The sequence below is a fragment of the Ruegeria sp. E1 genome, from assembly GCF_056534225.1.
This window is the reverse complement of sequence record NZ_JBQFPE010000021.1, coordinates 22987-48897: the sequence shown is the minus strand read 5'-3', so window position 1 is coordinate 48897 and position 25911 is coordinate 22987. Positions and strand designations below refer to the sequence as shown.

At 58.3% G+C, this 25911-nt stretch carries 26 protein-coding genes; 12 read left to right on the top strand and 14 right to left on the bottom strand.

The window, feature by feature from the left end; translation table 11 throughout:
* Positions 1–395 precede the first annotated feature (395 nt).
* The 5 genes from urtE to urtA are packed head-to-tail and all read right to left on the bottom strand — an operon-like array spanning position 396 to position 6358.
* Positions 396–1091, bottom strand: a complete 696-nt coding sequence (urtE, locus tag ACR0FG_RS19865) for an urea ABC transporter ATP-binding subunit UrtE (RefSeq protein ID WP_480894997.1) — start codon at positions 1089–1091, stop codon at positions 396–398.
* Between the two features lie 3 nt (positions 1092–1094).
* The gene (urtD, locus tag ACR0FG_RS19860; RefSeq protein ID WP_480894995.1) at positions 1095–1835 is read right to left on the bottom strand and encodes an urea ABC transporter ATP-binding protein UrtD; all 741 of its coding nucleotides are present in this window, start codon (positions 1833–1835) and stop codon (positions 1095–1097) included.
* Positions 1832–3061 (bottom strand): urea ABC transporter permease subunit UrtC, encoded by a 1230-nt coding sequence (gene urtC / locus ACR0FG_RS19855; protein ID WP_480894994.1) that lies wholly within the window; start codon positions 3059–3061, stop codon positions 1832–1834. The genes urtD and urtC overlap by 4 nt, the downstream gene beginning before the upstream one ends.
* A 3-nt stretch (positions 3062–3064) precedes the next feature.
* Positions 3065–5017, bottom strand: a complete 1953-nt coding sequence (gene urtB, locus ACR0FG_RS19850; RefSeq protein WP_480894992.1) for an urea ABC transporter permease subunit UrtB — start codon at positions 5015–5017, stop codon at positions 3065–3067.
* Positions 5018–5077: 60 nt separating this feature from the next.
* Positions 5078–6358, bottom strand: a complete 1281-nt coding sequence (gene urtA / locus ACR0FG_RS19845) for an urea ABC transporter substrate-binding protein (protein WP_480894990.1) — start codon at positions 6356–6358, stop codon at positions 5078–5080.
* Between the two features lie 514 nt (positions 6359–6872).
* On the opposite strand from urtA, the gene ACR0FG_RS19840 reads away from it, so the two are divergent.
* From ACR0FG_RS19840 to ureG, 8 genes are read left to right on the top strand one after another with little or no spacing between them, the layout of a single operon-like run.
* The gene (locus tag ACR0FG_RS19840) at positions 6873–7580 is read left to right on the top strand and encodes an urease accessory protein UreD (protein WP_480894988.1); all 708 of its coding nucleotides are present in this window, start codon (positions 6873–6875) and stop codon (positions 7578–7580) included.
* 1 nt (position 7581) lies between these two features.
* Positions 7582–7884 carry an urease subunit gamma gene (locus ACR0FG_RS19835; RefSeq protein WP_152460019.1) on the top strand — a complete coding sequence of 101 codons (303 nt, stop codon included), beginning with the start codon at positions 7582–7584 and terminating at the stop codon, positions 7882–7884.
* Positions 7885–7899: 15 nt separating this feature from the next.
* Complete coding sequence (locus tag ACR0FG_RS19830) at positions 7900–8061, top strand: peptidase M23 (protein WP_480797839.1); 162 nt, start codon at positions 7900–7902, stop codon at positions 8059–8061.
* The gene (locus ACR0FG_RS19825) at positions 8058–8363 is read left to right on the top strand and encodes an urease subunit beta (protein WP_170353405.1); all 306 of its coding nucleotides are present in this window, start codon (positions 8058–8060) and stop codon (positions 8361–8363) included. The genes ACR0FG_RS19830 and ACR0FG_RS19825 overlap by 4 nt, the downstream gene beginning before the upstream one ends.
* Complete coding sequence (gene ureC, locus ACR0FG_RS19820; RefSeq protein ID WP_480894986.1) at positions 8363–10123, top strand: urease subunit alpha; 1761 nt, start codon at positions 8363–8365, stop codon at positions 10121–10123. Before ACR0FG_RS19825 ends, ureC begins: the two co-directional genes overlap by 1 nt.
* Before the next feature lie 18 nt (positions 10124–10141).
* Positions 10142–10594: an urease accessory protein UreE gene (gene ureE, locus ACR0FG_RS19815; protein ID WP_480894984.1), complete on the top strand. Its 453-nt coding sequence runs from the start codon at positions 10142–10144 to the stop codon at positions 10592–10594.
* Complete coding sequence (locus ACR0FG_RS19810; protein WP_480894983.1) at positions 10578–11231, top strand: urease accessory protein UreF; 654 nt, start codon at positions 10578–10580, stop codon at positions 11229–11231. Before ureE ends, ACR0FG_RS19810 begins: the two co-directional genes overlap by 17 nt.
* On the top strand, positions 11228–11878 hold the full coding sequence (gene ureG, locus ACR0FG_RS19805; RefSeq protein WP_480894981.1) for an urease accessory protein UreG: 651 nt from the start codon (positions 11228–11230) through the stop codon (positions 11876–11878). Before ACR0FG_RS19810 ends, ureG begins: the two co-directional genes overlap by 4 nt.
* A 326-nt stretch (positions 11879–12204) precedes the next feature.
* Here the strand turns inward: ureG and ACR0FG_RS19800 are convergent, their stop codons facing one another.
* Genes ACR0FG_RS19800 through ACR0FG_RS19790 form a run of 3 tightly spaced genes read right to left on the bottom strand, consistent with a single transcriptional unit; the run spans position 12205 to position 16366 of the window.
* Positions 12205–13182: an ATPase, T2SS/T4P/T4SS family gene (locus ACR0FG_RS19800; protein ID WP_480894980.1), complete on the bottom strand. Its 978-nt coding sequence runs from the start codon at positions 13180–13182 to the stop codon at positions 12205–12207.
* Positions 13179–15959 (bottom strand): relaxase/mobilization nuclease domain-containing protein, encoded by a 2781-nt coding sequence (locus ACR0FG_RS19795; protein ID WP_480894978.1) that lies wholly within the window; start codon positions 15957–15959, stop codon positions 13179–13181. The genes ACR0FG_RS19800 and ACR0FG_RS19795 overlap by 4 nt, the downstream gene beginning before the upstream one ends.
* Positions 15956–16366: a MobC family plasmid mobilization relaxosome protein gene (locus ACR0FG_RS19790; protein ID WP_480631982.1), complete on the bottom strand. Its 411-nt coding sequence runs from the start codon at positions 16364–16366 to the stop codon at positions 15956–15958. The genes ACR0FG_RS19795 and ACR0FG_RS19790 overlap by 4 nt, the downstream gene beginning before the upstream one ends.
* Before the next feature lie 497 nt (positions 16367–16863).
* On the opposite strand from ACR0FG_RS19790, the gene ACR0FG_RS19785 reads away from it, so the two are divergent.
* Together ACR0FG_RS19785 and ACR0FG_RS19780 are read left to right on the top strand one after the other, a co-directional pair.
* Positions 16864–17691 carry an AAA family ATPase gene (locus ACR0FG_RS19785; RefSeq protein WP_480894976.1) on the top strand — a complete coding sequence of 276 codons (828 nt, stop codon included), beginning with the start codon at positions 16864–16866 and terminating at the stop codon, positions 17689–17691.
* A complete protein-coding gene (locus tag ACR0FG_RS19780) occupies positions 17678–18058 on the top strand; it encodes a hypothetical protein (RefSeq protein WP_480631984.1) in 381 nt (126 codons plus the stop codon). The genes ACR0FG_RS19785 and ACR0FG_RS19780 overlap by 14 nt, the downstream gene beginning before the upstream one ends.
* 426 nt (positions 18059–18484) lie before the next feature.
* Here the strand turns inward: ACR0FG_RS19780 and ACR0FG_RS19775 are convergent, their stop codons facing one another.
* The 6 genes from ACR0FG_RS19775 to ACR0FG_RS19750 all read right to left on the bottom strand — a co-directional run bounded on the left by ACR0FG_RS19775 (position 18485) and on the right by ACR0FG_RS19750 (position 24180).
* Positions 18485–18685 carry a hypothetical protein gene (locus ACR0FG_RS19775; protein ID WP_480894974.1) on the bottom strand — a complete coding sequence of 67 codons (201 nt, stop codon included), beginning with the start codon at positions 18683–18685 and terminating at the stop codon, positions 18485–18487.
* Positions 18686–19316: 631 nt separating this feature from the next.
* Complete coding sequence (locus tag ACR0FG_RS19770; RefSeq protein ID WP_480894973.1) at positions 19317–19919, bottom strand: class I SAM-dependent DNA methyltransferase; 603 nt, start codon at positions 19917–19919, stop codon at positions 19317–19319.
* Between the two features lie 246 nt (positions 19920–20165).
* Complete coding sequence (locus tag ACR0FG_RS19765; protein ID WP_480894971.1) at positions 20166–20702, bottom strand: hypothetical protein; 537 nt, start codon at positions 20700–20702, stop codon at positions 20166–20168.
* 176 nt (positions 20703–20878) lie between these two features.
* On the bottom strand, positions 20879–22744 hold the full coding sequence (locus ACR0FG_RS19760) for a ParB/RepB/Spo0J family partition protein (protein ID WP_480894969.1): 1866 nt from the start codon (positions 22742–22744) through the stop codon (positions 20879–20881).
* Positions 22745–22962: 218 nt separating this feature from the next.
* The gene (locus ACR0FG_RS19755) at positions 22963–23367 is read right to left on the bottom strand and encodes a DUF3768 domain-containing protein (RefSeq protein WP_480894967.1); all 405 of its coding nucleotides are present in this window, start codon (positions 23365–23367) and stop codon (positions 22963–22965) included.
* 525 nt (positions 23368–23892) lie between these two features.
* Positions 23893–24180, bottom strand: a complete 288-nt coding sequence (locus tag ACR0FG_RS19750) for a WGR domain-containing protein (protein ID WP_480894965.1) — start codon at positions 24178–24180, stop codon at positions 23893–23895.
* Positions 24181–24449: 269 nt separating this feature from the next.
* On the opposite strand from ACR0FG_RS19750, the gene ACR0FG_RS19745 reads away from it, so the two are divergent.
* Positions 24450–24842, top strand: a complete 393-nt coding sequence (locus tag ACR0FG_RS19745; RefSeq protein ID WP_480894963.1) for a GFA family protein — start codon at positions 24450–24452, stop codon at positions 24840–24842.
* Between the two features lie 102 nt (positions 24843–24944).
* The gene (locus tag ACR0FG_RS19740) at positions 24945–25247 is read left to right on the top strand and encodes an SH3 domain-containing protein (RefSeq protein WP_480609275.1); all 303 of its coding nucleotides are present in this window, start codon (positions 24945–24947) and stop codon (positions 25245–25247) included.
* Positions 25248–25911 lie beyond the last annotated feature (664 nt).

Here is a 25911-nt window from a genome sequence, read left to right as displayed (position 1 = left end):
CCGAACGCGACGCGGTGGTCAAGGCCGTCCATGTTCAGCCCAGCGGACAGATTGACGCCAAGGACCTGTTGATCGAACTGGAATAAGGCGGAAAAGACACAAGTGGCGGTGTCTGATTTTTGAGTTTGGATTGGGGTTCAAACAAATTCGGCTATTTGTCCGCATCTGGATTCCAGGCCATCTGGAGCGTAGATCAGTTCGCTTACTGCGCGCACGCTGCAGCAACCGAGAGATCATAAAATCACACGAATGGAACCGCATGGAGATTTGACCTTTGGGGAACCTGCTGCGTCTGCAATGCGCGATCACGCTCACCGGATAGCGGGAATGCTAGATTGCGCCCAGTAGGCCTCACCCCCAATATTACCGCTCAGCGATCTGGTTCTCTTGGAATTTCAAACTGTTACCCCCTGCATAACCTGCTTGCGCGACAATTCATCCCGCGTGCCTTGCATCAGGACGGCGCCGCGCCGCAGGACGATGAACTTGTCGGCAAGATCATAGGCGAAATCGAAATACTGCTCGACCAGAATGATCGCCATCTCTCCTTTAGTTCGGAGGTGGCGAATTACCTCGCCGATCTGCTGGATGATGTTGGGCTGGATGCCTTCCGTCGGTTCGTCCAATAGCAAAAGCTCAGGCTTGGTGATAAGCGCCCGGGCGATGGCGAGTTGCTGTTGCTGACCGCCCGATAGGTCGCCCCCGCGCCGGTTCTGCATTTTCTTCAGTACCGGGAACAGATCGAAGATCTCATCGGGAACGAAGTGTTCATTCGCTGGCAGGCAGGCAAAGCCTGTTTCCAGATTTTCCCGCACGGTCAGCAGCGGGAAAATCTCACGCCCCTGCGGCACGTAGACCACGCCTTTCCACGCCATGCGATGGGCTGGCAGAGGTGGCACGGCCTCACCATTCAGTATCAGATCACCGCCCGAACGCGGATGCGTGCCCGAGATCGCCTTGATCAGGCTTGTTTTCCCCACGCCATTGGTGCCCATCACGCAGGTCACCTCTCCTCGCGCGGCCTCCAGCGAGATACCGTTGAGGATTTGCGAATGCCCATAATGCAGGGTCAGATCGGTCAGTTTCAGCATCGCCTAGCGTCCCAGATAAACGTCGATGACGTCCTGATTTGATGTCACATGGTCCAAAGACCCCTCGGCCAGAACCGAGCCCTCGTGCAGCACTGTGACCTTGCAGTTCAGGCGGCGGACGAACTCCATATCGTGTTCCACAACCACCACGGCGCGGGTCTTGGCCGCCTGCACCAGCAAGTCAGTCGTATGTTCCCGTTCCTGCGGCGTCATCCCGGCGGCGGGCTCATCGACCAGCAACAAGCGCGGTTCCTGCGCCAGCAACATCCCGATCTCGAGCCATTGCTTCTGTCCGTGGCTGAGTTCGCCGGACTTGCGGGTCAATTCGCCCTTCAACCCTATTTCGGCGGCCAGCTCCTCGACCTCCTTCAGATCGCCTTCGGAGGGGCGATAGAACAGTACCCCCAGCCAACCGCGTTTGTTCTTGAGCGCCATCAGCAGGTTTTCCTGCACGGTCTGATCCTCGAAGACGGTGGGTTTCTGGAACTTCCGCCCGATGCCGGCCTGCGCGATCTTGGCCTCGCTCATGCGCAGCAGAGACACGGATTTCTCACCCCAGATCACGCGGCCTTCGTCAGGTCGGGTCTTACCGGTGACGATATCCATAAAGGTCGTTTTGCCCGCCCCGTTTGGCCCGATCACGGCGCGCAGTTCCGCGTTGCCGATCTGGAAGGACAGGTTGTTGATGGCGCGGAAGCCGTCGAAGGTGACCGAAACGCCGCTGACCTCTAACAGAGTGCTCATTCCGTGGCCTCCTTTTCACGCAATGCGCTTTCATCAGGCCCCAGGGCCGCGCCGTGGCGCTGTGGCGCGCGGTGGTTGGTCCAGAGGTCGAACAGCCCTCCGATCCCTTGCGGGGCGAACAGTGTGACCAACACAAAGGACACGCCCAGCAGCACCTGCCACCAGTCGACCCACTTGATCGTGTAAAAGCCCAGAGGGATATCTGGAGCCTGTCCGCCGGTGAACCATGTGCTGAGCAAGCTGACGAAGGCTGCGCCGATGACCGCCCCGTACAGACGTCCACGCCCGCCGATGGCAACCCAGACGGCCAGATAGATCGAGGCGATGGGGGCCATCTCCTCGGGGTTGATGATGCCCGCCTGTGGAAAATAGAGCGCCCCCGCGATGGCCGCGATGCAGGCAGTCAGGGTAAAGACGGCCAGCTTATAGACCTCGACCGAGTATCCAAGAAACCGCACCCGCGCCTCGTTATCGCGGATGCCGCGGATGACCGAACCGAACTTGCCCGAGACCACCCAAGCCGCCAGCATATATCCCAGCCCCAAGGCCAAAGCCGAGGCCCAGAGGAACCAGATCGAGACCACGTCCTGCGATGCGGTAACACCCGGCAGGTTCTGCAAACCCGACAGGCCATTGTTGCCGCGCAAGCCACTGTCGTTCTGGAACAGGTACAGCGCCAGTGCCAATGTCATGGCTTGGGTCAGGATCGACAGGTACACGCCCGTGACCCGGCTGCGGAAGGCGAGCCAGCCGAAGATCAGCGCCAGAAGGCCCGGCACAAGCATGACCAGTACCAATTGCAGGAACAGGCTGTCCGAAAAGGCCCAGATCAGCGGGAACTCGGACGATCCGACGACGCCGAAGATTTGCGTGCCGATGGCGTCTACCACCTCGGATGGCGTTGGCGGGATATCGGCTTGGGACAGTGACTCGACCACGATCAGGCGCGTGCGTTCGTACATCAGCCACATACCGATCATGTAGCCTCCGAGCCCGAAAAAGGCGAAATGGCCCAGAGAGAGGATGCCGGTGAAACCCCAGACCAGATCCATCGCCACGGCGATCAGGCACAGGCACAGGGTCTTGCCGAGCGTCTTGACGAAACTGGTCGAGATCACGCCGATCCCGAACCCTTCGGACAGGACAGTGACGCCCAAGGTGAACAGGGACAGGATGGTCAGAAAGACCAGTACCGAGGGGTTCTTGGCGACAAAGCTGCGTTCCATGGCTCAATCCCCCGCCGCGCGGCCTTTGAGGGCGATGATGCCCCTTGGCCGGAACTGGATGAAAATAATGATGAAGATGATCATGTAGGTTTGCGCGGCGAGGGTATTCGACGGGTTCATCCACTCGATCCCCTTTTGCAGAAAGCCGATCATGCCAGCCCCCGCCAGCGCGCCCCAGATGTTACCGACACCGCCGACAACCACAGTCATGAAGCTTTGAACGATATAGTCGCTGCCCAGATCGGACGTCACTTTGGCAAACAGGCCAATCGCGACGCCCGCAATCCCGGCGATGCCCGAGCCCAGCCCGAAGGTCAGCATATTCACCCGCCCCGGATTGATGCCCATCGACCCCGCCATGCGCGGATTCTGTGTCACCGCGCGCATCTCGAGCCCCAGCCGGGTGCGCTTCATGATGTAGAGAAACAGCCCCAAAAAGATCATCGCCAGCACGAAGATCGCGATGCGGATGTAACTGATCGAGACCACATCGTTCAGCACCCATGCCCCGTCCAGCCAGCCCGGAGCGGTCAGTGGCCGGGCCTGCGTGCCAAAGATGTTCTTGGCCAATTGTTGCAGCGCAATTGAGATGCCGAAAGTCGCCAGCAGCGTTTCCAACGGGCGTGAATACAGCCAGCGGATCACCAGCCGCTCCATCGCGACGCCCATGGCGAAGGTGACGGCAAAGGCCATCGGGATGGCGACGATAATCGACAGCGTGTGGTCGGGGATGAACTGCTGCACCACGTAGCCGGTATAGGCGCCCATCATGATGAACTCTCCATGGGCCATGTTGATGACGCCCATCACGCCGAAGGTGATCGCCAGACCGATAGCGGCAAGGAAATAGATCGACGCCAGAGAAATTGCGTCCAGTGTCAGGTCGAGCGTCTGGTTCAGGCCGACCTTTAACTCGATCTGTTCCAGCGCCTGCGCGGCGGCGGTAGTCACTTCCGGCGAGGGTTCCGTGTAGGTATCAAAGAACACATGTTCAGCCAGCGCCGCGTCTATGTCGGCCTGCGTGACCAAGACAGGAACGACCCCGGCTTCGGCCAAGGCCGCATAGGCCTGCGCGCGGGCTGTATCGGTGTTCAACTGCGCAACCGGAACGCCACCCGCGCGGCCCCCATCGATATTGGCTGCCAGTGCCGCGCGGATATCATCCGGTGACACGCGCGGTTCGGCCAGATTGCTGGCAATCAACAGGTCATAGGCCTCGTCCCGCGACAGCGCGTCCGAGCCGGGCTGAAGCAGGGTGGCAATATTCACATCCGAGGGCAGTTCGGCAGCGGCCTGTCGTTTGGTCACGACCAGAGGGTTCAGTGCAGCGCGGACATCGACGCCCAGATCGCCGGACATGTCTTCAATCGCGGCCACGCGTGCTGCGGTATCCTCGTCATATCCAATCGTCAGCAACCGTTCGAGCCGCTGTTTCTGGGCCTTCAGATCAGCGTCAGGTTCATCATCTATCGACGCACGCAAGGGCTCCAGCAAAGCCCTCTCGGGATCGCGCTGGATAGATTTCAAAGCGGCCAATCGCCGAGCGCGGTCCGGGTCAGTCAGTTGGAACTGCACAAGCGCCGTTCCGATCATCGCACGGATGCCGCTGTTGGGTTTCAGTTGTTTCAGGTCGGATTTCTCAAACGTGCCGATAACCGCGCCGGTGTCGAAATCGGTCAGCTCATAAGACCGCCCCTCGGCCTTTTTACCGGCAAAAAACAGACCATCCGACTTGCGCATCCACATGTCCTTGGCGGCCCATGTCTCTAACATCACCTGCGCTTGCGGCAACCCGCTGGAGGCAATCGCTTCAATCGCAGGCCCGATCGTCTTGCGCGAGCTTTTGGCGATGATCTCCTGATGCTCTTGCAGGATCGGTTGCAGACCACCCTCTTGCGCGTTGGCGGTCAGGCAGGCGCACAGGATTGCGAGGCCCGCAAGGTATAGTCGTAACATGTGGTGAAACCCGAGATGTCTTGGGGCAAGGCGGGCGTGATCGCCCACCTTGCGTGTCGTTTAGTAATTCGACAGGGTCTGAACGCAGGTCTTGGTCTCGGTGTTGTACATACCGCAGCCCAGTTCTTTCCAATCCGATACCAGAACCGCTGATTCCGGCAGGAAGTCGGTCCAGGCATCGCCCGGCACAACGTCGGTTTCGCTGATGATATCGAACTGGCCGTCTTCTTGAATCTCACCGATCAGAACCGGCTTGGCCAAATGGTGGTTCGGCAGCATAACCGCGGTGCCGCCGGTCAGGTTCGGGAATTCCTGCCCGTACATCGCGGCGCGCACGGCGTCGACTTCGGTCGAACCGGCCTCGGTCGCGGCGTTCACCCACATATTGAAGCCGATGTAATGCGCCTCCATCGGGTCATTGGTCACGCGGTCTTCGCCCATGGTGGCTTTCCACGTTTCGACGAATTCAGCGTTCGCATCAGTGTCCGCCGACTGGAAGTAGTTCCACGCTGCCAGATGGCCCACGAGGTTGGTGGTATCCAGACCCGACAGCTCTTCTTCGCCGACCGAGAAGGCCACGACCGGGATGTCATCGGCCGAGACGCCCGCAGCGGCCAGTTCCTTATAGAAACCAATGTTGGCGTCACCATTGATAGTCGAGATCACGCCGACCTTCTTGCCATCCGCGCCCAGTGCGACCACATCGGCCACGATCTTGGACCAGTCAGAGTGCCCAAACGGGGTGTAATTGACGAAGATATCGTCATCCGCGATGCCCTTACCCTTCAGGTAACTTTCCAGAATGTTGTTCGTGGTCCGCGGGTACACATAGTCAGTGCCCAACAGCGCAAATTTCTCGACACCCAACTCGTCCAGGAAATAGTCAGTCGCAGGGATCGCCTGCTGGTTCGGCGCGGCACCGGTGTAGAAGACGTTTTTCGACGACTCTTCGCCCTCGTACTGAACCGGATAGAACAGCAGGCCATTCAGTTCTTCGATCACCGGCAGAACCGATTTGCGGCTGACCGAGGTCCAGTTGCCAAAGATCACATCCACCTCGTGCACGGTCAGCAGCTCACGGGCTTTTTCTGCGAACAGCGGCCAGTCGGATGCGGGGTCGACCACAACCGCCTCAAGCTGTTTGCCCAGCAGACCGCCCTTGGCGTTTTGCTGGTCGATCAGCATCAGCATCGTGTCCTTCAGCGTGGTTTCCGAAATCGCCATGGTGCCTGACAGCGAATGCAGCACGCCGACCTTGATCGTGTCTTCTTCTGCCAGTGCAGCAGTGGCCATAGCAGCAAAGACAACCGATCCGGCGAGCGTGGATTTGAGAGATGTCATGTAATCCTCCTGGGCGGGGCCGGGACAGAGGGCTTGCGCACAGGCGCATTTCTCTTCTACCTGATCCCCGCAACTGTTGTTGCGTTCCGTGTGGCGGTTGTGTCCGAGGTCCAATTCGCGCAGCCGTCACACACCCTGGGGCGTTTTCCCCGTGGTGGGCATCCATACGGTTTCTGCATCGCAGCAAACTTGGCAAATTTCTGACCCGGCATTTCTGGAAATTGACCCGTTTTGCCTATTTTTCAGTCAGTCTTGCGGCTTGCCGCCTGAAAAATAGCCAAACAGGTCGGAAATCAAACCGAATTCAACCGGGATCAATAGAGTTCCGACGACCCAACAGGGAAACAAACTGCGGAACTTTTTGATCTGCAGGTGCCCCATCACACATCTTGCCCCGATACGAGCAGACCGGATCGCGATACCTCCACCTCCGCGCGCGCGAGGCGTGGTGCAGCTAACGACCAAAAAGCTGGGCAACAGGTCGGTACTGAATGAGTTTCGCCAATCAGGCTCAATGAAGTGTCTGTTTCCGCGTCCCGAAGGCGCGGCGCTGGACGCCGTGCTGCTGAATACGGCGGGCGGTGTCACTGGCGGGGATAGCTTTCGCTGCCACGCACATGCAGGCGCAGGCACGACCCTGACCCTGACCACTCAGGCATGTGAAAGGGGTTATAAGGCTAAACCCGGTCCGCACGGGCAGATTTTGAACCACCTGAGCGTCGCTCAGGGTGCGCGGCTGAACTGGCTGCCGCAGGAGACTATTTTGTTTGACGGCAGCGCGCTGGAGCGTCGGCTACAAATCGACCTCGCCCCGGATGCAACCGCGCTGATGGTTGAACCGCTGATCTTTGGCCGTATGGCGATGGGCGAGACCCTGACCGATATCCGCCTGCGCGACCGGATCGAAATCTTACGTGATGGCACACCGCTGTTTCTGGACGCGATGCAGTTCAACGGTGATCTGCACGCCCATCTGGCCAAACCGCATATCGCAGGCGGTGCGGGGGCGATGGCGCTGCTGGCCTTTGTCTCACCCACCGCCGAGGGCCAGTTGGACCTGATCCGCGACATGCTGCCCGACACCGCCGGAGCCTCGCTGATCCAAGACGATCTGCTGGTGATCCGGGTGCTGGCCGAGAACAGCTTTACCCTGCGCCGCGCGCTGCTGCCGATCCTGCGGCGGCTGAACAACGACACTCTTCCCCGATGCTGGATGCTCTGACATGAACCTGACGCCCCGAGAAAAAGACAAATTGCTGGTCGCAATGGCCGCAGAGGTCGCCCGCAAGCGGCTGGCCCGTGGCGTCAAGCTGAACCATCCCGAGGCAATCGCCCTGATCACCGACGCCGTGGTCGAAGGCGCGCGCGATGGCCGATCCGTGGCCGACATGATGCAGGCCGGAGCCGAGGTGATCACCCGCGCGCAATGTATGGAGGGCGTGCCCGAGATGATCCACGAGGTTCAGGTCGAAGCCACCTTTCCCGACGGCACCAAGCTGGTGACCGTCCACAATCCTATTCGCTGACAAAGGAACTCTGATATGACCCGTATGCTCTTCCCTGCACTGATCCTTGCTGGCCCGGCCGCGGCCCATAACGGCACGCATATTCATGCGCATGGCTCTGACTACGCGACCTTGGGCGTTGGCTTGGCGGTTGTCGCACTGGCCGCCGTTGCGCTGATCACAAAGCTGAACAAATGATCCCCGGAGAGCTGTTCCCCGCCGAGGGTGAGATCACCCTGAACGCGAATGCCGAGGCGATCACCCTGATGGTCGCCAATACCGGCGACCGCCCGGTTCAGGTCGGCTCGCATTATCATTTCGCCGAAACCAACCCTGCGCTCGATTTCGACCGCGCCGCCGCGCACGGGCTACGCCTGGATATCGCCCCCGGCACCGCCGTGCGGTTCGAGCCTGGTCAGGCGCGCGAGGTTTCGCTGATCCCGATCGGCGGCGCGCGCAAAGTTTACGGGTTCAACCAAAAGGTCATGGGGTCGCTCTGATGCCAGCAACAATCAAACGCTCTGACTATGCCGCCATGTTCGGCCCCACCACCGGTGACAAGCTGCGGTTGGCCGACACCGATCTGGTGATCGAGGTGGAACGCGACCTGACCGCCGAACGCGCTGGGGCCGCCGCGACCGGGGGAACCGGTAACAACGCATTGCTCTATGGTGAAGAGGTCAAGTTCGGCGGCGGCAAGGTGATCCGTGACGGGATGGGGCAGTCTCAGGCCACGCGGGCCGAAGGGGGCGTGGATACCGTCATCACCAATGCGCTGATCGTGGACCATTCGGGCATCTACAAGGCGGATGTGGGCCTGAAAGACGGGCGCATTGCCAAGATCGGCAAGGCCGGAAACCCCGACACGCAGCCTGGCGTCGACATCATCATCAGCCCCGGAACCGAGGCCATCGCAGGCGAAGGGCGTATCCTGACCGCAGGCGGGTTCGACAGCCATATCCACTTTATCTGCCCGCAGCAGATCGAGGATGCGCTACATTCCGGCCTGACCACCATGCTGGGCGGCGGCACTGGCCCGGCCCAAGGCACTCTAGCCACCACCTGCACGCCCGGCCCCTGGCATATCGGGCGGATGCTGCAGGCCGCCGATGCCTTTCCAATGAACCTGGCCTTTGCGGGCAAAGGCAACGCCTCGCTGCCCGCCGCGTTGGAGGAACAGGTCAACGCGGGCGCCTGCGCCCTGAAACTGCACGAGGATTGGGGCACCACCCCCGCCGCCATCGACTGCTGTCTGACTGTGGCCGATGCGATGGACGTACAAGTGATGATCCACACCGATACGCTAAACGAGTCTGGTTTCGTGGAAAACACCGTGGGGGCCATGAAGGGCCGGACCATTCATGCGTTTCACACCGAGGGCGCAGGCGGCGGCCACGCCCCGGACATCATCAAGATTTGTGGCGAGAACCACGTTCTGCCCTCATCCACCAACCCGACGCGCCCCTTCACCGTGAACACGGTCGAAGAGCATCTGGACATGCTGATGGTCTGCCATCACCTCGACAAATCCATCCCCGAGGATGTGGCTTTTGCCGAAAGCCGTATCCGGCGCGAGACGATCGCAGCCGAGGATATCCTGCACGACATGGGCGCGTTCAGCATCATCGCGTCCGACAGTCAGGCCATGGGTCGCGTGGGTGAAGTGCTGATCCGCACATGGCAGACCGCCGACAAGATGAAGAAACAACGCGGCCGTCTGCCCGAGGAAACCGGCGAGAACGACAATATGCGCGTGCGCCGCTATATCGCCAAATACACCATCAACCCGGCAATCGCCCACGGGCTGAGCCATCAGATCGGCAGTATCGAAGAAGGCAAACGAGCCGATCTGGTGCTGTGGAACCCCGCGTTCTTCGGGGTCAAGCCCGAGATGGTTCTGCTGGGCGGCACCATAGCCTGCGCGCAGATGGGCGATCCCAATGCCTCGATCCCTACACCGCAGCCGGTCTATAGTCGGCCGATGTTCGGGGCCTATGGGCGCTCAGTCGAACACTCGGCAATCACCTTTGTTTCGGGCGCGGCGCAGGCCGCAGGGATTGGTGATACGCTGGGTTTGGCGAAACAGACCGCCGCGGTGCGCAACACCCGCGATATCGGCAAGCAGGATTTGCTGCTGAACAACGCGACCCCACAGGTCGAGGTCGACCCCGAAACTTATGAGGTGCGCGCCGATGGAGAATTACTGACCTGCCAACCGGCGGAAATTCTGCCGATGACACAGCGTTATTTCATGTTCTGAGATTAACAGGAGGCCCAAATGACCACCGCGATCAAAACCGCCCGTATCTATCACGATCATGCGCATGGGCCGACCTATGGTCAGGTCTCGCTGGACTATGATGGACGGTTCCTGCGCCGCAAGATGTTGGCCACAGATGCCGGAGAAGCCTTTCTGGTCGATCTGCCAAACACCAAATCGCTGGATCACGGCGGCGTTCTGGTATTGGAGGATGGGCGCGAAATTGAAATCATCGCCGCGCCGGAAGAGCTGTTGGAGGTCAGCGGCGACAACCTGCTGCGGTTGGCCTGGCATATCGGCAACCGTCACACCCCCTGTCAGATCGAAACCAGCCGCCTTTTGATCCAGCATGATCATGTCATTCGCGACATGCTGGTGAAACTTGGGGCGGACGTCCGTGACACTGTCGAACCATTTACCCCCGAGGGTGGCGCCTATGGCCACGGCAGGACTCATGGCCACGCCCACTGACGCCGATATCCTGACCCTGACGCAATGGTTGTCACCGGCTTATCCGGTGGGCGGGTTCGCCTATTCGCACGGCTTGGAATGGGCCATCGACAGCGGTGCGGTCACATGTGCTGAAACCGCCAAAGAATGGATCCGTGACGTGATTGAGCACGGCTCGGGCTACAATGACTGTGTTCTGTTGGCGGCAGCCTACAAGGCCGACACACCCGAAACCCTGTCAGACATCGGTCAAACGGCGCGGGCCCTCAGCGCCTCGGCCGAACGGCATATGGAAACATCTTTGCTGGGCCAGGCGTTCTGCGGTGTCACGGCTGATGTCTGGAACATCGACCTGAAGGCGCTGACCTATCCGGTGGCCGTTGGGGGCGCCGCGCGGGCACAGTCCCTGCCCCTTTCGCTGACTGTGCAGATGTTCTTGCAGGCGTTCATGGCCAATCTGGTCGCTTGCGCAACGCGGCTTTTCCCCTTGGGTCAGACCGACGCCCAACGCCTGATCCGCGTCCTTACACCTGTCTGCCAGCGGGTTGCGGCACACGCGGCCAATGCAGGTCTTGATGATCTTGGATCGACCGCTTTCCTGACCGACATCGCCTCGATGAAGCACGAAACTCAATATTCAAGGATGTTCAGAACATGACCAGCATGAATGGCCCCCTGCGTGTGGGCATCGGTGGCCCTGTGGGCGCCGGCAAAACCACTCTGACTGCCGCGCTGGCCGAGGCCCTGCGCGACCAGGTCTCGGTCGGGGTGATCACCAACGACATCTATACGCAAGAGGACGCCGAAGCCTTGATGCGGATGCAAATCCTGCCGCAGGATCGGATCATCGGCGTAGAAACAGGCGGCTGCCCGCATACTGCGATACGCGAGGACGCATCGATCAACCTGGCCGCCGTGGCTGAAATGCAAGCCCGCCACCCCGATCTGGATGTCGTGCTGATAGAAAGCGGAGGCGATAACCTTTCGGCGACGTTCAGCCCTGAACTGGCGGACCTGACACTTTATGTGATTGATGTCGCAGCGGGCGAGGAAATCCCCCGCAAGGGCGGCCCGGCGATCACGAAGTCGGATATTCTGATCATCAACAAAACCGACCTTGCCCCGCATGTTGGCGCATCGCTTGACGTCATGGATCGCGACGCGACACGCATGCGGAAAGGCCGGCCTTTCGTGTTCTCTGCACTGCGCCACCGTACGGGCGTTGATGCGATCGTCAGTTTGTTGGCGCAGATGGGAGGTCTGAAAACTGCAGATAGAACTGTAGCAGAGACTTTTGGCCATTGACGCGCGCCTCTGTCGATTGAATGCCGACCGAACAATGTAGCTCGTAGTCCGCTCACAATTTCGTTCTTGGGCGCGGCGAACCGGCCCGATCGCCGATACAGTGCTTCGCCGCAAGGTGTCGTGCCGACACACCCCGAAGATGAACACAAGCGTCATCAATGGGTTTCCTACTGATAGCGGACATTTGTGCACAATGCAGCATTCATGAGGTATGGGCTCTTTGTGGCCATTCTCCGCAGGTTGCTTGAACATCGGCTAAGCCTTACCAGCGGTCTGCACGACCGAAAAACCTGCTTCGGCCATTTCCGCAACGGACATTCACAAACCTATACTGCTTTCTCCCTGAGCACTCTGACGGCAACCGGCCGCCTCTGATCCCCGGTTTTCCGAAACTGCACAATCACGTCAATCATCGAGCGGCAATATTCGAGGATTTCGGAATAGGTCAGCCCGGTATCCGCCTGCAGGACCATCAGTGCCAGACGCGACAGGGCGGCTTCTGGTGAGGCCGCGTGCAACGTGGAAATCCCGCCTGGATGGCCCGAATTGATGGCGGACAGAAAATCATAGGCTTCGGCACCGCGCAGCTCCCCCATGATGATCCGTTCCGGCCGGAATCGCAGACAGGCTTTCAAAAGATCGCGGCTAGTCGCATGCTTGTGCACCACCAGAGACACCGCATTGGGCTGGCTGGGCCGAATCTCCAGCACGTCCTCAATGGTCATGATCCGCTCTGAGTGGTCGACTTCGCCAAGACAAGCGCGCAACCAGGTCGTTTTGCCGGATGATGTCCCCCCGGACAAAAGGATGTTCCACTTGGCATTGACGGCCGCGCGCAGGAAATCGCCAAAACCCTTGTTCTCGTAGGCGTCGAACACAGCCTCATCGGCGGGATCAACGCCGGATTTCAGATCGTCCATATTGGCGTCCAGGTCCGGCAAGCCCTGCATCAGATCATCGAGTGAGAGTTGCTTTGCCACGGCTCGACGCAAGGCAAAGGCAACACCATCTTCCACGGCGGGTTTGACTGCAACCTGCGCCCGCCACAATGACCCGTCGATTTCGAATTGCGACCCGGCCAGCGGTGTCTTTTCTGAAATGGGATTACCCCCAGCAAGGTCATGTGCAAGCGCCTCGGCATCATCCTCACCTATCGGCTGGTCCAGCAGACGCATGGCCGGTTCGCCACTGCGTTCGATCCAGATTCTGCCGTCCGGATTCAGGACGATTTCAGACAGGAGAGGTTCGGAGAGCAATTGCTCTCCGAACACCCGATTCAATGTACTTTGCAGATGGCGACTCATCGGCTCATGCTCCGGTCGCCCTTGGTGCGTTCTTCACGTTCCCGACGCCGTTGCTCTTGCACCGCCGGGTCACGGTCAATCTGCCGATCAAGGTTTTTCACATCCCAGGCTGTGCGAGTGACATTGACGCGCTCCGGCTCGTCAGTCTCGGGGTTCCGGCGTGACCGAGTGACTTCCTCTTTGCCCGCTTTGACAAACGTGGCCGTGTCACCGACTGAGATATTGTTCCGTGCCATCTGGTCCTGCAGGGCGGTGCCCCAGATCCGTTCCGGCTCGTCTTTGCCTTCGACCTTCATATCGACATAGAACGACTTGCTGTTTGGATCATCGGGGCGCAGCAGAGCCTCTTTGGCATCGATGATGACACCAGTAACACCGGTTTCAACGGAGACCTCCTGCCGAACAGCACCAACTTGCTGGCCCTTCTCGCCTGCCTTTGCAGTCGTAGCATCGGGCAACATGGGCTGTTCCCGTGACCGATCGTTGTCGCGTGGTGTGCGCTCGATGTCGGTTGCTTTCCAGGCGCGGCGGTTTGCCTCGATGGTCTTCTTTTCGCCGGTCTTTGGATCAACCTTGCTTACGGTCACCCTCTTATAACCGTCATGAGCAAGCGTGGCCGTGTCACCAATATTGAGGTTTTCACGCTGCATCAGGTCGGGCAGATCGACACCCCAGACGCGGAAAGGTGTGTCGCGGCCGTCCACTTTCAGATCGACATAAGGCGACAGGCTGTCTTTCTCGTCTTCTTTGTAGAGCGCAGATCCAACCTCGACGATCTGCCCGCGCACGCCTGTGTCCAGATCAGGGCGATACGGGGCTGAGCTGACGGCTTTTGCATTTGGTGCCTGCCCTTGCTGTTCCGGGCCTGGGCGTGTGTCGCCCTCAAAACGATCCGGTGTTCGACCTGTCACAAGCTCTAGTACGCGATCCTCGATTTCAAGCAGACGGCCTCCAATGGCAGCCCGGTCAAAGCCCTGCCCTTTCATCCTCTGCATTTCGTCCTGAACGCCGGTCTTGATCTTCTCGTACAGGAACTCGTCACCCCTGCCCTCTGCAAAGGCGCGGTTAATGTCACGGATCTCGCCACGGGCATCGCGGTAGATCTCAGAAGCGTCTTTGTACGCGGTCTTCATGTCGATCCGCGCCTGGTTCTCGCTGAGCGAATGCGCGTTGGCCAAGGTTCTAACATCGCGTTCGAACCAGTTCTCGCGCGTCTGCTTGTCCACGTCAGCGCCATTGCGGATACGCGACAAGACCAGATCGCCATTGATGCCCATCGCTTCGAACCGCTCGGCCACTTGCCTATCCGCATCCTTGAGTACAGCCTTGGTTGCCGCGCCACGCGGATCGTTTGCATCGGCGCGCTCCCGACCATCTGAGCCTCCCCGCTTCAGTCCGATGGGCAGAGTGCGCGTTGGATCTGCTGCGTCTTGTTCTGCAGCCCGGCGCTGGCGTGTCGGGTCCACGTCGTCGCGGCCAACTTCGACCTCATCGTCCCGCTCCAGACGCTTGCCAAAGAACGTCCTGGTCTCTTCATCCATAAGCGGCTCATAGTCCCGCAGAACACGCGAAATCGCGGCCTCAGTCTGGCTGCGCTTGTCTTCGTCCTCCATGGCCTCGGCCTTTGCGTCCATGCCCGTGATAAACTCACGGACATCGGTTCCAATGGCCTTCATTTCCCCATCAATGGCCGGGGCGTGTGTCGGGTCCATCTGGTTGGCGACTTGTTGATTCATGTCGATTTCCTCTGATCTGAGAACCCCGTCCGTCACCAGGATTGATGCTGCGCCGAGTACAGCGTGGCTTATGGCCCCCAGGGTCTCGGCACGTCCTGGGTATTGGGTTGTGAAAATGCCCTGCTCAAAACCGGCGTGATGCGACCGGAGTGTTTCGCCAAGGGCGGCATAGTCTGCATTACGTTGATCGCTCATGACCTGCAGTTGATCCGGCGCGGCGACTTGCTGTCGACCGATTCCAAAGAAAGGAAAACCACTGCGCTGCTCTGGGGTTGGCCGCTCGCGCAGAGTCCGGCCGTCGCGCCGTGCATGAACCCGCGCGCTGCTTTCGCGCTCCGGGCGCAGGTTGCGGCTGAACCGGCTGGTGGCGGTCAGGACAATGCCAACGTCCCATGCGGTCTCAACCTGCAGCTCTCGCAGATCTTGCGTTTTGATCCCGTACCGGCTCAGCTGAAGGGTCTTGCCAGACGCTCCTGCCCGGCTGATCACCAGATGCGTATGGGGGTGACCGGTGTCGTCGTGATGGGCCATCACATATTTGTAGCGGTCGCCATATTCGCCATTCGCCAAACGCGCGCCGAAACTGCGCGCGGCCTGCTTGGCGGCCTCCCGATCTGTGTCCTTGGGGTAAGACAGGATGACGTGATAGCTGTAGTTCGTGACCCGCGCGTCCATCCGAGCCCAATCCTTCGCCCAGTCGTCTTGCACATTCCGCAGCCCCTCCGTCCCATGCGACAGCTCACCGGTATCGCCACGCTCCATTTCGACGGTGCCCTTGCGTGTGATGTAGGACAGCTGGCCGCCCAGACGGCCGGACGCCGTGACGCCGCCACCTCGGACAACCTTGACCACCGCCTGATTGGTCAGAAGTGCATTGGCAATCATTCCGGCAGCACCACCTGACGGGTTCTGCCGCTGAGGTGATCGACGCCGCGATCGCGCGGGGTTTTGACCAGGGCGCGGCTTCAGGTTCGGGATAAGTTGAAACTCTCCAAACAGCGCGTCCCAGGCCGGATCATATGCGGAGGCCAGGCTGGTCATACCTTAGCCTTCGCCCTGGGTGACACACGTGACGCACGCTGTTTCTCAGCCAGCCGCTCGATCTCTAATGCACGGGTAAAAGACCTCTCATGGGCGGCGTCGGAGTAATCTTCGATCAGCCGGCGCAACTCCCGAACCTCAACTTTCATGGCCTCGATCTGTTCTTCCGTCCGCTTGTTGAGCCGGAACTTCCCGGCATTTGCGGCGCGGGTTATCTGGTTGAGGTTGTTCGCCATGCCCACCAGCTGCACCAGATGCTCCCTAAACTGCAGCGTTCGGAATTCTTCTTTCGTCGGAATACCAAAGGCTATGCGGATACAGACACGCACCAGTCCGGTCACGCTGCGCAGCTGCATGGCCTTGCTGCGTTGCTTGAGGAACGCCAATTCGTCCTCATCAAAGCGCATGGTTGTCGTGACTGATTTAGGTACGCCAGGTGGCATCGGGGCTTGCTCCACGATCAGAAATCGTGCGTGGCCCCGTCAAACCGCGCGTATTGTGTTTCAAGTGTAAGTTGAATTGGTAGCCGACTGCAAGTCTAACAGATTGTCGATAGCACAATATGTATTATCCCGCAAAGTAAGCGTAGGATGTAGACGGTCTGTAGCACGAGGCACGTTCATTTGTGGTGTACCAATGCCGTTGGTCAGCCACCTGATCCCGAGCCGCAAACCGCATGCGGCAATCAATGGCTACCCGATGTTGCAGGTTGCAGATTGCCACCCATGGGCCACCGCTTGCCTGCCGGCATACGCGGCGCAGAGCCTGCAATCTGCAACCTGCGCAACGCCCATTTCTTGACGGCACACAGGCCGCAAGCGTTGCAAATTGCTTAGAAAAGCAATAGCTTTGATTTCAGCGCGGGTGACGGGTCGCGCGATAAATTGCAATCGCGAGCCCGGTTGTGGCACGCCGCTGCGCGGCGTGGCTTTCGGGCGCAGACCCGGGGACCAAATTGAAAATCTATGCAGCCGTAAACTCCAAAGGCGGAGCTGGGAAATCTTCCATGCTCGTTGCCTTCGCTTCCGCTTTGCACCATCAGGGTAAACGTGTCCGTATCCTCGATCTGGATTCCCAAGGAACACTCTCGGAATGGTTGAATCCGAACAACGGGTTGGACCCGATCCCAGCCGATGAACTTCTGATCGAGGCCGGGCAGTTTGCCAAGGAAGACGCAGAAAATGCCAAACTGGCTTATACCCATATTCTTGAAGCAGAAAAGGCGGGGGGCTTTGACTACCTGCTGATCGACACCAAAGGTGAGCCCAGCATAACCGCCGCAATGGCGATGGCAGTGGCCGACATGGTGTTGTGCCCGTCTGACGGATCATCGGCGGAATACAAGCCAATCCTGGTCACATACCGATCCTGCGAAGCGGCCTTGCAGCAAATCGGCAGCACCGCAGACCCGAAAGAGAAATTCCGCATCATGTTCACCCGGCAGTCCGTTGCGCAGTCAGCCGGTATCCGGAAGGGCAAACAGGCTTTGGAAAAGCAGTTCACCTGCATTGGTGGCATTGCCGGCTCCGCCGCGATGGACGACGCGCTTCGGGCGGGGACAACGATTGGCCGGTTGATGGGTTTTGCGCATGAAGCCATGGGACACGCGGATACGCAGTCAGCCAGGTCGAACGCCCGCCGCACGGCGGATCGGTGCCAAAAGGCGCTGAGCAATGCTGATTTTGTTCTGAACGCATTGAAAGAAAGCGAGGTGCAGCATGTCGCGGCCTAAGGACATCGATAGCCTGCTTGCCGGATCGACATCAGACATCGCGCCGACCGTGACGGAGCTCAAAAAGCAAAAGCAGGATGCGCCTGCAGCTGAACCAAAGCCCAATCCTGTCGAAGTGGGCAAGGCACCTGAACGGAAAGAACGAAAGCCAAGCGCCCGACAGCCGGATGAGCCGCGTCGTGCCGCGATCAGGTTTCAGGTTTCGGCACCTGAAGGCGGCGAAGTGGAAAGCGCCTTAGAGGAAATTCTGGCCGCAGTTCCGAAAACCCTGCGATCAGGCATCAGCATTGGCACCTTGTTCAGACAAGTCTTGATCGAAAATGACGCGGAGATTGCTGCCATGATCCGCAAAAGTGTTGAGGGATAAGACCCATGGACAAGAGATTGTCCGACATCGCGGTGGTGTTCACGGCACCGCTGGCCGAGGGTTAATCACAGACTGGCGCTGAGATATTTGGTGTCTCTGCTTACAGCCTGCTTCGGTCAGGCCAATTTCGCCCAAGGTTGAAATTGCTCAGACTGGATAACCCTCAGCCCCCCAGCGGAGAGGACATTCCAAAACTCTTGGGCCAATAGATGTGGCAACAACGGAATGAGCCAAGGAAAGGCCAGACAGTGCGCGCGTTGGATTACCCTTTGGCTATTGTCCGGTTCATTCGTCCAGAATTGCCCCTTTTTAACGAGCTGGCTGTCCCTGCCCGGCCGTTAGGCCGCACGCCACACGTGGCGCATCTGTGGTCCGGGTTTTGGCCGGAGCAGAAGAAAGGGCGGCTTGTGCCGCCCTGCCCTTGTGTCATTCGGTGACAGGATCGTCATCGGTGCGCTTCGGGAAGGCCACCATCTCGACGCCGGGGAACATGCTGTGCTTGACCTGGATCGAGGTGATGTTACCGGCCTCATCGGTGTTGACGAAGAGAACCCCGCAACGATCCCAGAAAGTCTTGCCTTCTTTTTCGCCGGTCTTGACGTTCAGTTTCAGAGTTTGAGTTGCCATTGTTTGATCCTCGCTATGGCGTGTTTCGATGAACATGGAAAAGGCGGGCACAAAAGGGGGCGTCAGCAGGGAATTTGGTCCGCGCGGAATGCGCCACAGGCGCAGGGGAAATTCCCTGTTGAAGCGCGGCGACCGTTCCGGGCACCGCGCGTCTTCCCCGACTGCCCGACTATGTTCATCTCTCCAGAAACACGGCAGCCGAGGATCATCGCCGGCAACGAGGTTGAAACTGTCGGGCCAAGTGAATAGGCAAGAATTTCTGGGATCGTTGCGCACGGGTCATCTGAACAAAGCGATACAATTTGTGGCAGCAACATCGCCTCGATCCATCACAGGCGCAGTGTTCAGTTCCGGTCGCGGGTGGCCTTTCTGGGCCTGTATGATCTTGCGGCAAAGAATGGAGGATCACCGGCGTTGCAAGCCGCGCGTTCCAATTGGCGGAGGCCAAAGACCGGACGGTCCGGCCCTGGTCCGCGCATGTGCGGAGCAGGTGATCAGCCGGACTCAATTTAGAATGGCGGAGTCTGACCAAAAAACCGGCGCTAAATCTCTAAGTTGAACTTTGCTGCCCGAGCCATACCAAAGGTCGGCTAATTGGACGCAATGGTTGTTCACGCACCCAAACACAAGATCATTCCGTATTTCGAACCCCCGCTCCAATCAGAACAGGCATGACCTGCTCATCAGATTTGAACTCGAATACCCGTTCGACCCGAATTGAACCAAGCCTTGCCGCCTCCAGCGCGACCTGTATTTGATCAAGCGTCAATCCAAAGCCGTCATTGCCTGACGCTTGCCAATCCCACTGCACGAAATGCCCACTCTTGTTGAGCAAACCCGCCAGCACTGCCACGGCGCCACTGTAGTCTGGAAGAAAAGCGCAAACGGAAGAGGCGCAGATCAAATCGAAACCTGGAAACCCGTTCCCTACTTCCGGAACATCTCCAGCCAGAATATCTCCATGAACTGCTCTAACATTGTGCAGTTGCTTTTCCTGCAGGACGGCAATCATATTCTCCGAGGTATCAACCGCGACAACTTCCTCCACATGCGGCGCAATTTTCTCCGCCAGCAATCCGGTGCCACATCCAAAGTCGAGCACGCGCTTTGATCGCCAATCCGTCCCACAAATATCCAGGTGCTCGTCCAGCGTGGTGAAAGCATGACTCGCATAGCGTCTGACGTCGTCATTGTCGTCCCAACCATCGGCATAGTCGTTCCAGTCATCGGTCATGTTGCTTGTGTTTCCTTGTGGATTTGCATCGGCCCCAACACATCTGCGCTGAGGCAGACGCATCAATACGAACGCGCGACATTGGCTAGGTTGGCGACAACAGTCAACATGGGTTTGGAACGGCATGTGGAGGGAATAGAGGCGGCCTCGGCAAGCCTCTGCCGACGATCTTTCCCACAAGAAAGAGGCCCACCGAAGCGGGCCACAAGTTTAATCGAAGGAAAGTCTCGAGGTATTGATTGCAGGCTAACGCTTGCGCGCGCGATCGACAACACCATCGGCCGTGATCGTGGCAATCCGATCCTCGGTGCGCCGGGTCATTTCCACCCCGTCACCCGTCATATGCGCTTCGGCAAACTCGGTGAACTTGAAGATGCTGCCATCGGCCTCAACATGGGTTTCATCTTCCGCCGAGCGACGTTTCACCGACCCGTCATGGCGGATTTCAATGATCGTGTTGTCGGCCATGCGGACCGTCACGGAATGCGCATCCACGGCCACACCCTGCCACCACATGTCTGCGTCGCGGCGCACAACGATACGGTTTGGATGCAGCTTGATCTGCACGTCCCGCGTTGCTTCCGGATCAGCGGCTTTGACCACAACAATCGCCTCCTGTGCGCTGGGGTCGTTGTGGATCGACGCGCTCCCGTTCTTCGGTGGCCAAAGCTTTGGCTGTTCGCGCGGTTTGCCCTTCTGATCTGTATGAAACCCGACAAACATCTGCGCGGATTTCCAAACGCGGCGGGCGGCTTTTTCGAGCTTGCTTGAAGGGGTGTCCATGGGTCTTTCCAAATCCGTTCTGATCAAGTGATCGCTTTAGAAAATGAGCCGGTGTCCGGCCTCTGATAGCTATGCGCGACGGGGTGTTCACGCAATGCCACTTTGAGTTTTCATCATTGAGGCTGATACTGCCAGAGATTGATGGGCAGGGCGCTATGCGCCCTGCCCCGTTGGGTTCAAAAGCACTCAGGAACCCAAGCATCGATCCGGGTTTTCTGAGCCTCGGTCACACCCAACACCGCCTGATGTTCTAGATCATTGAACAGCTTATGCATGGCCTCGTTCTTCGCGCCTTTCTTGGATTTTGCGAAGGCTTTGAACATGTCCGTGTCGACATTCAGCTCCAGCACGTCTTTGTAGAGATCATCCAGTTGCCAGCCTTTCAGGCGCTTGAAGCAGTTCTCTGCCGACGGGGTCCAGATCGCGCGCATGTCAGCACCAATCTCAGCCTCGATCTCCGCCATGAACTCCGGGCGTTGGGTCAGGAACCGCCGGGCCAGAAAACCTGTGATCTCTCCGTTGCGGGTCTTCTTGCCCAGATCGCGAAACGCTTTGAACGCCTCCACGCCGCCTTGCGCGGCGATCTCCTGGAACTGGTCATAGGCGGCCTCTGCCGCTTCGTCCCGCTCCCCGCCAAGACGTGGGTCGAGGATGAACTGGTCATCAATCTCAGGCGTGTTCCGCTCAGCGCCGCCATAGCCAAACCCGAACAGGTTGCCGGTCAGCCCGGAGGCCGGGGTAGTCGAGAAGGCAAACAGGCTCAACACATAGTCAGGCTTGTCCAGCAAAGCCGTTTGAACCGCCGCCAGCCGGATCGCCACCATGTCGTCGATGAACTTTTGTGAGTAGGCCGGTTTTGGTGTCTCGACGATCTCTGGCTCTTTGACAGGGGCCAGAACACTGGCCTCGATCGCGGCCTGCACATGTTCCGCCGCGACATAGGCCGAGGATGATTTGATCTCGCCATTGTTGCCGACATAGATAAACACTCCGGACAGCTTGCGCTGCGCGTCGGAATAGAACGGCGCGGCATAGTCCTCGAGCGCGGCCAGCTCCTTTTCGCCATCCGCGTCCAGAACCTCAGCCTCATAGAGTTCGGCAAGTTCGTCATACCGTTCGGCCTGCTCTTCGGTGAAGTCCCGGCTCACCATGTCCAAACGGTGCATGCCTTCACTACCCGAAAACTCATAGGGAGTGTAGCTTTCGTCGTGGGTGTCCACCCAGTCCCAGCCTTGCGCTTCGCGCAGCTTTGCTGCTTCTGTAGCCAGTTTCTCGGCAAACAGACGATCCAGTAGCGCGCCTTCATTGAAGAGGGTTTCATCAGCAAAGAGATCAGCGGTGACGGTGCCACCCGCCTCAACATAGGCCTCTTGGCCGACAAACACGGCCTTGCGGTTGGTGCTGCAGACAGCCTCAGATGTCAGGGCCTGTTTCACATCATGCTCACTGAACCACCGGCACGCCTTGGCCTGTTCCAGAACCTCCAGAATTTTCTCATCCTCGGTGCTGACGGTCATGGCTTTGGCCAGACCCAGGCTGATCTCACCCGCCTTGAGCGCGTCCAGAACGGCGGCGGGCAAACCTGCCAGTGCGAGGCGGCGGCGCACATGGGCTTCGGTCACGCCAAAGGCATTGCTGATCTTGGCAACAGACAGGGATTTCTTCGCCATCTTGTCATAGGCGCGGACTTCGTCCACCGGGTCCAGTTCCTCACGCGCGGTGTTTTCCGCATTGGCCCATTGCTCGGCCACAAACGGATTGTCCGTGATTTTTACGGGGACCTGCGCCAGATCAGCACGCTCGGTCACGGCGATGTTCAGAGCCCGCAGGCGGCGACCACCGGCTACAATGGCGACTTTACCATCCGCATCGCGTAGGCCACTGAGGTTCTGGATAAGGCCGCACATGACCAGACTATCAGCCAGCAGAGCAATGCCTTCCTCAGCAACCTCTTGTCGTGGGTTCAGGTCAGACAGATAGAGATCGGAGAGCGAGATGGTTTCGATGGTTTCCGGTGCGGTGAATGTTTCGACTTTGCTCATTGGGCAAATCCTTGTTTGAGTGTTTCGCTTCGTGTTAAGGGTGCCCTACCCCTCTCGGGGTAGAGCGGGGCCGCTTACGCGGCTGCGTTTTGGATCAGGAAGCGGCGTCCGATGTCGAAGTCATCGCCCTTCCTGATTAGCGCCCACGCTTCCGCGATACGCTGCTGCAAGATTTCATTGCTCAAGGTGTTCACCTCCTTTCTGATTTGGGATTGGGATCAATATTCGCTGGGGCACATGATGGTCAGGACGCGGCACGTCACTGCAGGATCAAACGGGCGGTCGGACCCGTACGTGTAGTCCGAGTCATAGAGATCGATTTTCCAGAACAGATTCTGGCCGCTGACCGTCACCGTCCCGAATGTGTGATCACCATAAGGATCGTTGCCTTCGTCGAACTGGTCATCCGACGCCACTGCAGCCAAAGCCGCGGTCTGAAACTCCACCCCTTCGCCCGACACACCGGGCGTGACAAACACCTGCCCCTGAATGCCTTTGGAGTGCATCTCAATCGCCGCATTCGGATCGATCAGGGCTTTCCGAAACAGATCATTCTGCGCCGCAATCTCTGCCGCCTGCAGGCTGGTGTCAGTCTCGATGTCTGTTGTTACTTCACTGTTCAAAACCGTCTCTCCTTTGTGATGCGACCTCCGGGGCTGATCCCCTTTGGTGCTGGTTTTGAGCCGAGCCCTGAAAGGGCGTCGTCTCTAAAACCTGCCCCGTGGCGAACGCGGAGAGGGGCGAGACAGGACAAATCGATAAGAGTGGTGCGGCCCGCAGCGCAACGCGCGAGGACACGGTCTTGTCTATTTGTCTTGTCCGAGGGGGGAGGCCGCGCCTTCCCCCTGACGTCGGGCGGCGTTTGGCTTGTCCAAGTCCCGCCTGACCCACCAAAAATGGCCAAAGGATCTTCGATCCTGCGGGAGCGCAAAAGGGATCGTCACCCGAACGGGCAGATCATCACGGCATGGGCCGACCATGAGCCAATAGCCCCTGCCCCGGCTCGCAAGAGACGGTTCAGGGGCTATTGGCTCAGGGAGATCATGCTGGGGTGTTCTGGGTGGAAGCCGGCATGCCGGCTGTAACCTAGAGCCCGGTCACGAGACGACAGGCTCGGGATTTGCTATGGAACAGATTGCAATCCGAAATCACTCACCGACCGGGACATACCCTCGACGGTGCTTTTGCTTTTCGAGTTTTTGGAGTGCATCAGTGGCCTGGCCTTCGCCTTCGTAAGTCACCATCATGGCTTGCCCATTTGTGCCTATACGCCCCCAGGTGCGAAGGACGGACACTTCGCCAAACAGCGTCGGCTGCAGTTCAATCCCATAGAACCGCGCCATGTTGGCGTCTGGATCCACATGGATCAGGTGGACAGGTGTGGTTGCCGTCAGCTCCATGATCCGATTGTCGGTCAATTCAGAACGTCTGTCCAATGGCTTTGCAAGATCCATTTGTCGGAATGGATTCTGATCCTCAATGGAACGGACCTACATTTACTGAGCGGACATCCGCACAGTTTTCTCTCTTTAATGACCGTACTCACGCAGAAGAGAATTTTTCACGGCCGGAAACTGCCGCATTTAGTCAGATGATGAAATTCCGCGTGAGATAGCCAGAAGCAATGTGGAAATGTTGCCGCCTCAGATTAGGGCGCATACGATGTTCACTACTCTTCCCAGTGGACATAGAGGGATGAACGAACATGGCACAATCATTGGAAGGTGGGTGCTTCTGTGGTGAAGTGCGCTACCGGATCACCGGTGAAGCGGTACTGCAACTCATGTGTTTTTGCAGAGATTGCCTATCGATGACCGGTACAGATGGCTACGCCGGGTACATGATAAAGTCAGAAAATCTACAGCTACTGAAGGGCAAACCACGGACCTTTGAGAAGACCTCAAAGGAAGGCCGACCTGTTATCAAGCATTTCTGCGGTACCTGCGGGTCAGGCTTGTGGGGTGTGACAGCCTTCGGATTGACGAGCATTGCAGCTGGGACACTGGATGAACCAAACAACTTCAGCCCATCGAAAAAGATTTTTGCGAAAGATGCCCCCAACTGGGCCAGAGTTCCCCACCACTTGGAAGATATGTAGGGGTTTAGGCTTTGGTATCACGTACATTTCTTTCTGGGAGTTGTTCCTTCTGGTGACCCGAATTGCTACGATTGTAGTTGAGGCAACAAGCAGGACATCAAGATGCGCAATGCAATCTTCTCACCCTTAGCGGCTTTGTTCCTAGGGGTCGTCATGGGCGTTGAGCCGGCTGCGGCGGCGTCACTGGGACCTTATGAGGTTTTTGGAGTCGAAGACGGTGACATGCTAAAAATGCGCAGCGGACCTGGAACAGGGTTCAATGTGATCGTTGGTCTTCCAAATGGAACCGCACTACGAGTTCACAGTTGCGAGCAGACCGGTGGCACACGTTGGTGCCGCGTTTCATTGGAGCGTGCTCGTAGACTAAAGGGGTATGTCTCTTGGGCATACTTGCGGAAAATCTAATACGACGATGATCAGCGATGCCATCTTACTGTAATAATAGAATGCTGGCAGAAAAGGCCGCAGTGAAGCTTTCTTGTTGCCGGTGATGGGATCAAGCGGGAAACCACGATCGTGTTCGGCCCATAAAAGACATTCGCCACCCACACGCGATGCTGCGTTCGCAGCCCGCGTTGCCGACATTCGCTGCGGGCGCAAAACTTGGACACCTTTGAACTCACCGAATGCGGGACAAAGCTGCCATTTGCTCAACGTCCGCTTTGATAAAATGGAGCCTTATTACGGGCTCTTGGCACCGCAGAAACAAAGTTAATTAACCAGCAGAATATTGCACGATTGGCTAAGTGAAGTCGGATAGTATTCTTGAGTTGCAATGGAAGTTTACCGTACGCATCGCCAAGAAATTGCAGGGATGCAAGTCATTAGGTAGTTTGACACGACGACCAGTTTTGATGTAAGATCAAAACGTACCACAAGAAATGTGGCTGATCAATCAATAGCTTATTATTATTGTCGCCAAATAATTGGAATTTGTTTGTAATGAAATACTGGAGAATTCTTCGCTAAACGATTTTCGGGTGTGATAACATGCGTCTCTTACTGATCTGTTTTTTCTTAACACTTGCGGCTCCAGTTGTCGTGGAAGCACAGGCTTGCCCACCTTCTC

What these genes read in the sequence shown, in the direction of transcription:
- urtE (WP_480894997.1), bottom strand. Translation starts at nt 1,091, where the DNA reads ATGCTGAAACTGACCGATCTGACCCTGCATTATGGGCATTCGCAAATC.
- urtD (WP_480894995.1), bottom strand. Translation starts at nt 1,835, where the DNA reads ATGAGCACTCTGTTAGAGGTCAGCGGCGTTTCGGTCACCTTCGACGGC.
- urtC (WP_480894994.1), bottom strand. Translation starts at nt 3,061, where the DNA reads ATGGAACGCAGCTTTGTCGCCAAGAACCCCTCGGTACTGGTCTTTCTG.
- urtB (WP_480894992.1), bottom strand. Translation starts at nt 5,017, where the DNA reads ATGTTACGACTATACCTTGCGGGCCTCGCAATCCTGTGCGCCTGCCTG.
- urtA (WP_480894990.1), bottom strand. Translation starts at nt 6,358, where the DNA reads ATGACATCTCTCAAATCCACGCTCGCCGGATCGGTTGTCTTTGCTGCT.
- ACR0FG_RS19840 (WP_480894988.1), top strand. Translation starts at nt 6,873, where the DNA reads ATGAAGTGTCTGTTTCCGCGTCCCGAAGGCGCGGCGCTGGACGCCGTG.
- ACR0FG_RS19835 (WP_152460019.1), top strand. Translation starts at nt 7,582, where the DNA reads ATGAACCTGACGCCCCGAGAAAAAGACAAATTGCTGGTCGCAATGGCC.
- ACR0FG_RS19830 (WP_480797839.1), top strand. Translation starts at nt 7,900, where the DNA reads ATGACCCGTATGCTCTTCCCTGCACTGATCCTTGCTGGCCCGGCCGCG.
- ACR0FG_RS19825 (WP_170353405.1), top strand. Translation starts at nt 8,058, where the DNA reads ATGATCCCCGGAGAGCTGTTCCCCGCCGAGGGTGAGATCACCCTGAAC.
- ureC (WP_480894986.1), top strand. Translation starts at nt 8,363, where the DNA reads ATGCCAGCAACAATCAAACGCTCTGACTATGCCGCCATGTTCGGCCCC.
- ureE (WP_480894984.1), top strand. Translation starts at nt 10,142, where the DNA reads ATGACCACCGCGATCAAAACCGCCCGTATCTATCACGATCATGCGCAT.
- ACR0FG_RS19810 (WP_480894983.1), top strand. Translation starts at nt 10,578, where the DNA reads ATGGCCACGCCCACTGACGCCGATATCCTGACCCTGACGCAATGGTTG.
- ureG (WP_480894981.1), top strand. Translation starts at nt 11,228, where the DNA reads ATGACCAGCATGAATGGCCCCCTGCGTGTGGGCATCGGTGGCCCTGTG.
- ACR0FG_RS19800 (WP_480894980.1), bottom strand. Translation starts at nt 13,182, where the DNA reads ATGAGTCGCCATCTGCAAAGTACATTGAATCGGGTGTTCGGAGAGCAA.
- ACR0FG_RS19795 (WP_480894978.1), bottom strand. Translation starts at nt 15,959, where the DNA reads ATGACCAGCCTGGCCTCCGCATATGATCCGGCCTGGGACGCGCTGTTT.
- ACR0FG_RS19790 (WP_480631982.1), bottom strand. Translation starts at nt 16,366, where the DNA reads ATGCGCTTTGATGAGGACGAATTGGCGTTCCTCAAGCAACGCAGCAAG.
- ACR0FG_RS19780 (WP_480631984.1), top strand. Translation starts at nt 17,678, where the DNA reads ATGTCGCGGCCTAAGGACATCGATAGCCTGCTTGCCGGATCGACATCA.
- ACR0FG_RS19775 (WP_480894974.1), bottom strand. Translation starts at nt 18,685, where the DNA reads ATGGCAACTCAAACTCTGAAACTGAACGTCAAGACCGGCGAAAAAGAA.
- ACR0FG_RS19770 (WP_480894973.1), bottom strand. Translation starts at nt 19,919, where the DNA reads ATGACCGATGACTGGAACGACTATGCCGATGGTTGGGACGACAATGAC.
- ACR0FG_RS19765 (WP_480894971.1), bottom strand. Translation starts at nt 20,702, where the DNA reads ATGGACACCCCTTCAAGCAAGCTCGAAAAAGCCGCCCGCCGCGTTTGG.
- ACR0FG_RS19760 (WP_480894969.1), bottom strand. Translation starts at nt 22,744, where the DNA reads ATGAGCAAAGTCGAAACATTCACCGCACCGGAAACCATCGAAACCATC.
- ACR0FG_RS19745 (WP_480894963.1), top strand. Translation starts at nt 24,450, where the DNA reads ATGGCACAATCATTGGAAGGTGGGTGCTTCTGTGGTGAAGTGCGCTAC.
- ACR0FG_RS19740 (WP_480609275.1), top strand. Translation starts at nt 24,945, where the DNA reads ATGCGCAATGCAATCTTCTCACCCTTAGCGGCTTTGTTCCTAGGGGTC.